7 protein-coding genes are annotated in these 10,752 nt (G+C 71.5%); 2 read left to right on the top strand and 5 right to left on the bottom strand.

All coding sequences use genetic code 11. The features are described 5' to 3' along the window. Nucleotides 1–240: 240 nt before the first annotated feature. The 4 genes from pepN to AAHZ94_RS19440 all read right to left on the bottom strand — a co-directional run bounded on the left by pepN (nucleotide 241) and on the right by AAHZ94_RS19440 (nucleotide 7,152). Nucleotides 241–2,832, bottom strand: a complete 2,592-nt coding sequence (pepN, locus tag AAHZ94_RS19455; RefSeq protein ID WP_349994245.1) for an aminopeptidase N — start codon at nucleotides 2,830–2,832, stop codon at nucleotides 241–243. A gap of 436 nt (nucleotides 2,833–3,268) precedes the next feature. Then, complete coding sequence (locus AAHZ94_RS19450; protein ID WP_349994244.1) at nucleotides 3,269–3,910, bottom strand: superoxide dismutase; 642 nt, start codon at nucleotides 3,908–3,910, stop codon at nucleotides 3,269–3,271. Nucleotides 3,911–4,101: 191 nt separating this feature from the next. Beyond that, the gene (locus tag AAHZ94_RS19445; protein WP_349994243.1) at nucleotides 4,102–5,604 is read right to left on the bottom strand and encodes an amino acid permease; all 1,503 of its coding nucleotides are present in this window, start codon (nucleotides 5,602–5,604) and stop codon (nucleotides 4,102–4,104) included. A gap of 141 nt (nucleotides 5,605–5,745) precedes the next feature. After that, on the bottom strand, nucleotides 5,746–7,152 hold the full coding sequence (locus AAHZ94_RS19440) for an amino acid permease (protein WP_349994242.1): 1,407 nt from the start codon (nucleotides 7,150–7,152) through the stop codon (nucleotides 5,746–5,748). A 276-nt stretch (nucleotides 7,153–7,428) separates the two neighbouring features. Between AAHZ94_RS19440 and AAHZ94_RS19435 the strand changes: the two genes are divergently transcribed. Continuing rightward, entirely contained in the window at nucleotides 7,429–8,031 is a 603-nt protein-coding gene (locus tag AAHZ94_RS19435; RefSeq protein WP_349994241.1) for a biotin transporter BioY, read from the top strand. Between the two features lie 426 nt (nucleotides 8,032–8,457). On the opposite strand, the gene AAHZ94_RS19430 is transcribed toward AAHZ94_RS19435, so the two are convergent. After that, nucleotides 8,458–9,906, bottom strand: a complete 1,449-nt coding sequence (locus AAHZ94_RS19430; protein WP_349994240.1) for an amino acid permease — start codon at nucleotides 9,904–9,906, stop codon at nucleotides 8,458–8,460. A 159-nt stretch (nucleotides 9,907–10,065) separates the two neighbouring features. Here AAHZ94_RS19430 and AAHZ94_RS19425 point away from each other — a divergent pair, with 159 nt between their 5' ends. Beyond that, nucleotides 10,066–10,554: a ribose-5-phosphate isomerase gene (locus AAHZ94_RS19425; protein WP_349994239.1), complete on the top strand. Its 489-nt coding sequence runs from the start codon at nucleotides 10,066–10,068 to the stop codon at nucleotides 10,552–10,554. Nucleotides 10,555–10,752: the final 198 nt, after the last annotated feature.

The following is a 10,752-nucleotide window of genomic DNA, read 5'->3' as shown; positions in this document are numbered from 1 at the left end:
GGGGGGGGGGGGGGGGGGGGGGCGCCCCCCGGGCGCGCGGGGCGCGCGCCCCGCCCCCCCCCCCGCGGGGGGGGGGGGGCGCCGCCCCCCCCCCCCCCCCCCCCCCCGGACGGTCATCGGCGCGGCGCCGTCAGCGCGTCAGTGACGTGTCGTCAGCAACGCGCCGTCAGCGACGGGCCGGGTACCGCAGCCGGCCATACGCACTCAAAGCCGCGCCGCAAGCCGCCCCCACGCCGTCCCTCACACCGCATCGCAAGCCTGGGCCCGCACCGCGCGGGCCAGGTCGTCGCGGCCCTCGGCGACCAGGCGGCGCCGCGCCGGCGCCGCGTCCGGGTGCCCGGTGAGCCAGCCCTCGACGGCGTCCAGCGTCGCCTGGTCGCCCTGGACCAGCGGGAACAGCCCCGTGACCACGGACATCCCGATCTCGATCGAGCGCTCCTGCCACACCCGCTCCAGGGCCGCCAGATAGCGCGGCGCGAACGGGGCGAGCAGTTCGCGCTGGTGCGACTGGGTGAAGCCGGCGATGGTCGCCTCCACCAGCGCGTTGGACAGCTCGTCGCGGTCCACGACCGACTCCCACGCCGCAGCCTTGACCTCGGCCAGCGGGCGCGCGGCCAGGCAGCGCACCTGGTGCCGCTTGCCGGACGCGGTGTCGTCGCGGGCCAGTTCGGCGTCGATCTGCGCGGCGTCGGCGGCGCCGTGCGCGGCCAGCGTGGCCAGGAACGCCCAGCGCAGCTCCTGATCCACGTCGAGGCCGTCCACCTTGGCCCCGCCGGCCAGCAGTCCGCTCAGCAACTGGAGGTCGCCCTCGCTGCTGGCCAGGCCGGCGAAGAAGCGGGCCCACGCCAACTGGTGCCCGCTGCCGGGCACCGCCTGCCGCAGCTCCCGCAGCGCCGCTTGGGCCAGCGCCTGCCCGGCCGCCTCGCGCGAGGCCGGCGTCGCGTAGTGCGCCAGCGCGTACCCCGCCCAGGACTGCACCATCTGCAACACGCCGATGTCGCTCTCGGTGCCGGCGAACGTCTCGACCAGGGCGAGGAAGTCGCGGGCCGGCATCAGCCCGTCGCGGGTCAGGTTCCACAGCGCCGACCAGCACAGGGCGCGCGCCATCGGGTCCGACAGCTCGCCCAGGTGCCCGCGCAGGGTGGCCAGTGAGCCCTCGTCGAAGCGGACCTTGCAGTACGTCAGGTCCTCGTCGTTGAGCAGGATCAGGTCCGGCCGCTCCACGCCCACCAGGTCGGGCACGGCGGTGCCGGGGCCCGCCACGTCCACCTCGGCCTGCGCGTACCGCTTGAGCTCGCCGCCGGCGCGCCGGTAGAGGCCGACCGCGATCCGGTGCGGGCGCAGCGTCGGGTAGTCGGTCGCCGCCTCCTGCCGCACCGACAGCTCGGTGATCTTGCCGGCCGCGTCATAGGTGACCTGCGGGGTCAGCACGTTGACGCCGGCGGTCTGGAGCCAGGCCGCGGACCAGGCGGCCATGTCGCGGCCCGAGGTCTCCTGCAACACCGTGAGCAGGTCGCCGAGGGTGGTGTTGCCGTACGCGTGCTGCTTGAAGTACCGGCGGGCGCCCTCAAGGAACGCCTCCTCGCCGACGTAGGCGACGAGCTGCTTGAGCGCGGAGGCGCCCTTCGCGTAGGTGATGCCGTCGAAGTTGAGCTTGGCGTCCTCCAGGTCCCGGATGTCGGCGGTGATCGGGTGCGTGGAGGAGAGCTGGTCGGCGCGGTAGGCCCAGCTCTTGCGGCGGTTGGCGAAGGTGATCCAGCCGTCCGTGAAGCGGGTGGCGCCCACCAGCGCGTACGCCCCCATGAAGTCGGCGAAGGACTCCTTCAGCCACAGGTCGTCCCACCACTCCATGGTGACCAGGTCGCCGAACCACATGTGGGCCATCTCGTGCAGCAGGGTGTTGCTGCGGGCCTCGTAGGACGTCTGGGTGACCTTGCCGCGGAAGATGTACTCCTCGCGGAAGGTGACGCAGCCCGGGTTCTCCATCGCGCCGATGTTGTACTCGGGCACGAACGCCTGGTCGTACTTGCCGAACGGGTACGGGAAGTCGAAGCGGTCGTGGAAGAAGTCGAAGCCCTGCTTGGTGACGGTGAAGATGTCGTCCGCGTCGAAGTGCTTGGCCAGCCCCTTGCGGCAGAGCGCGCCGAGCGGCACTTCAAGGGTGCTGCCGTCGGCGAAGGTGCGGCTGTAGTGGTCGCGCTCGTAGTGGTACGGGCCGGCGACGACGGCCGTGATGTACGTGGAGATCGGCTTGGTCGGCACGAAGCGGGTGCGGGTGCCGCCGCCGTCGGCCGGGGTCGGCTCGCCGTCCAGGTCACCGTTGCTGAGCACGGTCCAGCCCTCGGGCGCGGTCACGGCGAAGGTGAAGGGCGCCTTCAGGTCGGGCTGCTCGAAGTTGGTGAAGACCCGGCGGGCGTCGGCCGGCTCGAAGTGCGTGTAGAGGTAGACCTCGCCGTCCTCGGGGTCCACGAAGCGGTGCAGGCCCTGGCCGGTCTTGCTGAACGCGCACTGCGCGTCCACCGTCAGCACGTTCTCCGCCGCCAGGTCGGCCAGCGCGATCCGGGTGCCGTCGTAGACCTCGGCCGGGTCGAGCGCCCGCCCGTTCAGCGTGATCGCCGTGATCGAGGGCGCCAGCAGGTCGGCGAAGGAGTCGGCGCCCACCGTCGCCGAGCGGAACCTGATGGTCGTGGTGGAGCGGAAGGTGCGCACCGCCCCGGCGCTCGCGTCGGGGCCGAGGGCGCTGCGCACGTCGAGCGCGATGTCGTACGCGTCCACGGTGAGTAGCTGGGCCCGGTTGCGGGCCTCTTCACGGGTCAGGTTCTCACCGGGCACGACGGGACTCCCTCGTCTTCGTCTCATGTGTAGGTCAGTAGGAATCATTTCATGCGTGCTGCACGGAGCTCATAAAGGGAGGGAATGGCGGCCGGCCACGCCGGGGGAACGCGCCGTCGTGGGGCCCGAGCGGTGACGGGGGCCGGTGGTACGTGGCAGGGTCGGGCACGCACAAGGCCCCCACGCGAGTCGACCGCGTGGGGGCCTTGCTCTCTTCTTTCCGCCCGCCTACGTGAAGGGTGAGAAGACGATCACGTGAGCAGGAGGTCTGGGGCGCCGGCTCGGCGGGGTGCGGCGGCGCGGGGGCCGGTGTCACCGGTCAGGTCGGTCCAGGCAGGACAGGACAAGTCAGTCCAGACAAGAGCGGACCGGGTCCAGTCGGGCCAAGCCGGATCGGACCGGGATGAGTCGGGCCGGCCGCGGGCGCCGCGCGGGATCAGGGCGCGAGCAGCAGGCTCTGCGCCCGCTCGGTGGCCGCGCGGTAGCGCTTGGCGACGTCCTGCCAGTTGACGACCTGCCACATCGCCTCGATGAAGTCCACCTTCTGGTTCTTGTACTGGAGGTAGAAGGCGTGCTCCCAGGCGTCGAAGACCAGGATCGGCACCGAGCCCTGACCGACGTTGCCCTGGTGGTCGTAGACCTGCTCCACCACGAGTCGGCCGCTGACCGGCTCGTACGCCAGCACGCCCCAGCCCGAACCCTGGGTGGTGGCGGACGCCTTGGTCAGGTGCGCCTTGAACTTGGCGAAGGAGCCGAAGGACTCGGCGATGGCGCCCGCCAGGTCGCCCACGCCGTCCGCCTCCAGCGGCTCGCCGCCGCCGTCACCGGTCATGTTGTGCCAGTAGATGCTGTGCAGGATGTGCCCGGACAAGTGGAAGGCCAGGTTCTTCTCCAGGCCGTTGATCGCGCCCCACTGGTCCTTGTCCCGGGCCTCCGCGAGCTGCTCCACGGTGTCGTTGGCGCCCTTGACGTAGGCGGCGTGGTGCTTGTCGTGGTGCAACTCGATGATCTCGGGGCTGATCACCGGGGCCAGCGCCGCGTAGTCGTACGGAAGTTCAGGAAGTGTGTAGATGGCCATGCCGAGCCCTCCGACTGCTTATTGCAATTAACTTGCAAGTGCACGCTACCAGCAAGACCATTTCGCGCCACGGAACGGCACTGACCTGGTCCAAAAGACGGAGGCGGGGTGGTTCCCCGGTCTGAGGAACCACCCCGCCTCGCGGGAGTGCTGGCGACCCGTCGGCGGGCGCCGGTCGATCGAGCCGTCGGTTAGCTGCCGGACGTGTCCTTGGCCAGCGGCCCGGCGCCGCCACCCGTGCCACTGCCCGAGCCGCCCGAACCGCCGGCCGCCGCGGCGCGCTGCCGCACGTAGCCGACGATGACGAAGATCACCGCGAGCGACGCGGTGAAGAAGAGCTGCGTACGGGTGTCGTCCTCGCGCAGCATCAGCAGCAGCACGCCCGCCGTACCGGCCAGCGCGACCCAGGTCAGGTACGGGAAGAGCCACATCCGCACGATGAGCTTGTCCGGCGCGTCGCGCTCCAACTGCTGCCGCATCTTGAGCTGGGCCGCGGCGATGAAGCCCCAGACCACGAGCACCGCGGCGCCCACCATGTTCAGCAGCCACTTGAAGATGGTGTCCGGCCACCAGTAGTTGAACAGCACCGCGAGGAAGCCGAAGGCGGCCGACGCGACCACCGCGTGCCGGGGCACGCCGCCGGTGACCCGGCTCAGGATGCTCGGGCCCTGCCCGCGGGCGACCAGCGAGTACGCCATCCGGGAGGCGCCGTAGATGTTGGCGTTCATCGCCGAGAGCAGCGCGATCAGCACGATCACGTTCATCGTCTCGCCGGCCGCTGGGATGTCGAGGTGGTCGAGGACCGCGACGTACGGGCCCTCGTTGACGATCGACGCCTTGTCCCACGGGATCAGCGTCACGATGATCACCATCGAGCCGACGTAGAAGAGGCCGATGCGCCACATCGCGGTGCGCACCGCCTTCGCCACGCCCTGCCGCGGGTGCTCGGACTCGGCCGCTGCGATGGTCACCGTCTCCAGGCCGCCGAAGGCGAACACGGAGGCCAACAGGCCCACCACCAGGCCGTCCACGCCGTTGGGCAGGAAGCCGCCGTCGCCGGTGAGGTTGTCGGTGCCCGGTGCGTCGGTGCCGGGCAGCGCGCCCATGATGGCCAGGATGCCCAGCACCAGGAAGACCGCGATGGCCAGCACCTTCAGCGTGGCGAACCAGAACTCGAACTCGCCGAAGTTGCTCACCGCCGCCAGGTTGGTGACGGTGAACATCACCATGAACAGGGCGACCCACATCCAGGACTCGGTGTCCGGAAACCAGCCGACCATGATGTTGGCGGCGCCGATGCCCTCGACCGCCACCGCCACGCACAGCAGCAGCCAGAACATCCAGCCGGCGGTGAACCCGGCCCACGGCCCGAGCGAGCGCTCGGCGTGCACCGAGAAGGAGCCGGAGGCCGGGTTGGCCGCGGCCATCTCGCCCAGCATCCGCATGACCAGCATGACCAACAGGCCGGAGACCGCGTACGCGCACACGATGGCGGGCCCCGCCGCCGCGATCCCCGCACCGGAGCCGACGAACAGGCCGGCGCCGATCACACCGCCCAGCGCGATCATCGACAGATGTCGCTGCTTGAGGCCGTGGCCTAGAACAACGCCTTCGGAGCCGCTGGTTCCGTTGCCGTCCGTCACCGAGCCGGGCGGCTCGCCCTCCGGCGCAGAGGGCGCGGGTGTCGAGTTCATGCTGATATCGATCCAGTCCGTGAGAGCCCTGAGGTGCACATGAAGGCCCCAGTGTGGGGTCGGTGTTCGCTCAGGACAACAGTTCGGACAGCCCTGTCCGATATCCAGACCGGGTGGTGACGCTCCGTACCCGACCGGTCGTCAGGTTGGTAGGCGTTCATCCTTTTCGCGCCGACTGGACCACTCCCGTACCCCTGCCACCACCAGCACGAGAGCCGTCGCCCCAGTCGACCACAGCAGTTGCGGGCGCGCATCGCGGTCGGTCAGCATCAGCAGCAGGATCACCCCCATCGCGCCCAGCGCCACCCGCGTCAACCAGGGAAAACCCCACATCCGCAGGGGCAGCGCAGCCACCTCGTCCGGTGTCATCCGAGCGCGCAGCCGCAGTTGCGAAAGGGCAATCAGCGCCCAGACGAAAAGCAGCACCGCACCCACCGCGTTGAGCAGGTAGTGAAAGATGGAATCCGGCCACTTCAGATTGAGCAGTACGGAGACGAACCCGAAGGCGACCGAGGCGAACACCGCCCGCCGCGGCACCCCGCCCCCGGTGACCCGCAACAGGGCGCGCGGCGCCTCGCCCCGCTCGGCGAGCGAGAAGACCATCCGCGAGGAGCCGTAGAGGTTGGCGTTGAGCGCCGACAGCAGCGCCACGAAGACCACCACGTTCATGATCTGCCCGGCCGCCGGCACCCCGATGTGGTCGAGCACCGCCACGTACGGGCTCTTGCCGGGCTCCATCGCGGTCCACGGCAGCACGGTCACGATCACCAGCATCGAGCCGATGTAGAAGAAGACGATCCGCCACACCGCGCTGCGCACCGCACGGCCCACCGCGGGCGCCGGGTCCTCCGACTCGGCCGCCGCGATGGTGACCACCTCAAGGCCGCCGAAGGCGAAGACCACCGCCAGCACCCCGGAGACCACCCCGCCCCACCCCTCGGGCAGGAAGCCGCCGTGCCCGGTCAGGTTGGCCAGGCCCACCGCTTCGGTGTCCGGCAGCAGCCCGCAGATCGCCAGCAGCCCCAGCACCAGGAAGAGCACGATCGCGCCGACCTTCAAGGTGGCGAACCAGAACTCGAACTCGCCGAAGTTCTTCACCGCCACCAGGTTCGCCGCCGTGAACACCACCATGAACAGCAGCACCCACGCCCACTGCGGCACCGCGGGCACCCAGCCGTGCGCGATCCCCGCCGCGCCCGTGGCCTCCACCGCCAACACCACCACCAGCAGGAACCAGTACAGCCAGCCCACCGAGAAGCCCGCCCAGCGCCCGAGCGCCCGCTCCGCGTGCACCGAGAACGCGCCGGACGCGGGCAGCGCCGCCGACATCTCGCCCAGCATCCGCATCACCAGCATCGCGAGCACGCCGGCGATCAGGTACGAGAGGACGATGCCCGGTCCGGCCACCGCGATCCCCGCGCCGGAGCCGACGAACAGCCCCGCCCCGATCACCCCGCCGAGCCCCAGCATGGTCATGTGCCGCGGTTTGAGCCCGCCGGCCAGCGGCTCTGCGGTGCCACTCGGGCCGGGGGTGGGACTGTCGTGCATGGTGCTCGTACTCTCGTGGGGGTGGGAGCCCACAGTGTCACCGGCCCATGCGGCCCACCGCAAAACGATCCGGGCGCTCCCGCCCGCTTCGTGATGAGCATCACGCGACCAGCGAAAACGGCGATGTCGCAGCGTGCTGCGGGGGTGCCTTGGCAGGTACCGGACCCGCCAAGGCCACGCCGACCGCCTTGTGGTCATTTCACGGTGAGCGGGCGATAAGGGCTGGGTTAACGTCGCCCTGTTCCGCTGTACCGCCCATCCAATCGGGGAGAAACGTTGAGCACGCTCACCACTGCCACCACCAGGCCCGGCGCGGTCCTGGCCGACCTGCTGCACACCCCCACCGCCGGGCGCGCCCGGGTCCGCGACGCGGCGCTGGTCGTCGGCGGCGCCGCGCTGACCGGCATCGCCGCCCAGATCGCCGTCCCGGTGCCGGGCTCCCCGGTGCCGGTCACCGGCCAGACCTTCGCCGCCCTGCTGGTGGGCGCCTCGCTCGGTGCCGGCCGCGGGCTGCTCTCGCTCCTGGTGTACGCGCTGGTCGGCATGGCGGGCATGCCCTGGTTCGCGGCGGGCGCGTCGGGCGCCACCGCGCCGTCCTTCGGCTACGTCGTCGGCATGATGCTCGCCGCCACCGCGGTCGGCGCGCTGGCCCGCCGCGGCGGCGACCGCGGCATGGTCCGCACGGTCGGCACCATGGCCGTCGGCTCCGCGATCATCTACGCCGTCGGCGTGCCGTACCTGGCCCTGTCCCTGGACATCTCGCTCTCGGACGCGGTCGCGGCCGGCCTCACCCCGTTCCTGCTCGGCGACGCGCTCAAGGTGGCGCTCGCGATGGGGCTGCTGCCGACCGCCTGGCGCCTGCTCGACCGCCGCGCCTGACCGACCCCCGGCGCCGCGGGTCCGCGGGTCCTTGCCCGGGCCGCGCGCCCGGGCTCGCACCGGCCGGTCCGTACGGCCCGACGCCGGCCCGCGCCACACCGCGCCGCAGCACCTCGCTCGCGGACACACCATCCGCGAACACGCCGACGCCCCTGCGACCTCATCGGTCACAGGGGCGTCGGCACGTCCGGGAGCGAGCGGCCCCGGCGCGGGCCCGCGCCCGCACCCGGGGCCGGGGCCGGCGCGGGCGCGGGCCCGCGCCCGGGGCCCGCCCCCGCCCCCCCCCCCCCCCCCGCCCCCCCCGCCCCCCGCGCCCCCCCCCCGCCCCCCCCCCGCCCCCCCCCCCCCCCCCCCCCACGTCCGGGAGCGAGCGGCCCCGGCGCGGCCCGGCTCAGAAACGCTGGCCGGGCACTGGCGCGGCGCGGATCAGGAGCGCTGGCCCGGCACCGTCGCAGCGCGCCGCCGCCTGCGGTCCAGCACCAGGCTGGTGACCAGCACCAATCCGCCGACCACCAGCGAGAGCACCATCATTTCGCGGCCGTCGTCGTCGTACAGCATGTAGCCGAGGATGAAGACGATGAGCGCGATCGTGGCGTACGTGAGGTACGGGTAGAGCCACATCCGCACCGTGTGCCGCTCGGGCATCTCGCGCTCGATGACCGGTCGCATCCGCAACTGCGAGAAGCAGATCACCAGCCACACGAAGAGGGCGACCGCACCGGAGGAGTTCAGCAGGAACTCGAAGACGGTGTCGGGCGAGGTGTAGTTGAAGATCACCGCGACGAAGCCGAAGGCCACCGACGACCAGATCGCCACCGCCGGCACGCCCCGCTTGTCCACCCGGGCGAAGGACGCCGGTGCGTCCCCGCGCTGGCCGAGCGAGAACGCCATCCGGGACGCGGTGTACAGGCCGGAGTTCAGACAGGAGAGCACCGCGGTCACCACGATCACGTCCATGATCGTGCCGGCGTGATCGATGCCGATCTTGTTCAGCGCGGCGACGTAGGGACCCTCGTCCACCAGGGCCTTGGCGTCCCACGGCAGCAGCGTGACCACCAGCAGGATCGAGCCCAGGTAGAAGATGCCGATCCGCCAGATGACGCTGTTGGTCGCCCGGCTGACCATCTTCGCCGGCTCGGCCGACTCGCCGGCGGCCAGCGTGACGATCTCGCTCCCCATGAAGGAGAAGACGACCAGCAGCATGCCGGAGAGGATGGTGCCCGGGCCGTTGGGCAGGAAGCCGCCGTTGCCGGTCAGGTTCTCGGTGCCGACCGCGTCGGTGCCCGGCAGCACGCCGAACACGGCGAGCCCGGCGATCACGATGAACGCGGCGATCGCCACCACCTTGATGCCGGCGAACCAGAACTCGAACTCGCCGTACGAGCCGACCGAGGCCAGGTTGGTCGCCGTGAGCACCACCATCACCAGCAGCGCCCAGGCCCACTGCGGCACCGAGGGCACCCAGTCGGTGAGGATGCCGGCCGCCGCGGTCGCCTCCACGGCCAGCACCACGACCCAGAAGAACCAGTACAGCCAGCCGATGGTGAAGCCCGCCCAGCGCCCGAGCGAGCGGTCCGCGTACGCCGAGAACGAGCCCGACGAGGGATCGGCCGCCGCCATCTCGCCGAGCATCCGCATCACCAGGACCACCAGCAGACCGGCGATCGCGTACGAGATGAGGATGCCGGGGCCGGCCTTGGCGATGCCGGCGCCCGAGCCGACGAACAGGCCGGCACCGATGACGCCGCCGATCGCGATCATCGACAGGTGTCTGTTCTTCAGACCGGCCTTCAGGCCGTCACCGGATGCTGCGTCCTGGGCTCTGGAAGCGCCCTGGTCCCCGTCCTCTTTGACGGGGGGCGACTGCGTGCTCATGTGCGCGTTCCTTCGCTTTGCTGGTGCGATGTGCGGCTTCGGCATTCAAACTCAGGGTGAAGTCGAGTGGAAGACGCGATTCCAAATCGTTGTGCGGCGGATCGCGATCATCCAGACCCGTGCGCTCCTACCCGGGGCCGCCCGTGCCACACTCTGCTCATGCGCGTGTACCTCGGCTCCGACCATGCCGGCTATGAACTGAAGAACCACCTCGTGGAGTGGCTCACCGCGGCCGGCCACGAGCCCGTCGACTGCGGCCCGCACATCTTCGACGCCCAGGACGACTACCCGCCGTTCTGCCTGCGCGCCGCCGAGCGCACCGTCGCGGACGAGGGCAGCCTCGGCATCGTCCTCGGTGGCTCGGGCAACGGCGAGCAAATCGCCGCGAACAAGGTGAAGGGCGTGCGCGCCGCGCTGGCCTGGAGCACGGAGACCGCCCGCCTCGGCCGCGAGCACAACAACGCCAACGTGCTCAGCATCGGCGCCCGGATGCACAGCGCTGAGGAGGCCACCGGCTTCGTCGAGGCGTTCCTGGCCACCCCGTACTCGGGCGAGGAGCGGCACACCCGCCGCATCGACATGCTCTCGGCGTACGAGCTGACCGGCACCCTGCCGGCCATCCCGGACCACCACCCGCAGCAGCCCTGAGCACCCCGCTCCGGGCGCCAGGCAGGACCTGTGCGCGCCCGGAGCGCCCCGCTGTGCACACCCAGCCCCAACCCCCGGGGCCGGCGGGCCGGCCCGCCCCCCCCCCGCCCCGACCCCCCGCCGGGGGGGGGCGGGGCGGGCCCCCCCCGGGGGGGGCGGGGGAGGGGAAAAAAATGAAGGCACCCCCGCCGCGCCCCG

Source organism: Streptomyces sp. HSW2009 (assembly GCF_040240285.1).
Classification (GTDB): domain Bacteria; phylum Actinomycetota; class Actinomycetes; order Streptomycetales; family Streptomycetaceae; genus Streptomyces.
Note: the sequence above shows the minus strand (reverse complement) of the source record. Positions and strands in the feature narration are given on the sequence as shown.

Bases quoted from the DNA above. Each gene is read 5' to 3' on its own strand.
- AAHZ94_RS19440 (WP_349994242.1), bottom strand. From the start codon at position 7,152: ATGCACGACAGTCCCACCCCCGGCCCGAGTGGCACCGCAGAGCCGCTG.
- AAHZ94_RS19430 (WP_349994240.1), bottom strand. From the start codon at position 9,906: ATGAGCACGCAGTCGCCCCCCGTCAAAGAGGACGGGGACCAGGGCGCT.
- AAHZ94_RS19425 (WP_349994239.1), top strand. From the start codon at position 10,066: ATGCGCGTGTACCTCGGCTCCGACCATGCCGGCTATGAACTGAAGAAC.
- AAHZ94_RS19450 (WP_349994244.1), bottom strand. From the start codon at position 3,910: ATGGCCATCTACACACTTCCTGAACTTCCGTACGACTACGCGGCGCTG.
- AAHZ94_RS19445 (WP_349994243.1), bottom strand. From the start codon at position 5,604: ATGAACTCGACACCCGCGCCCTCTGCGCCGGAGGGCGAGCCGCCCGGC.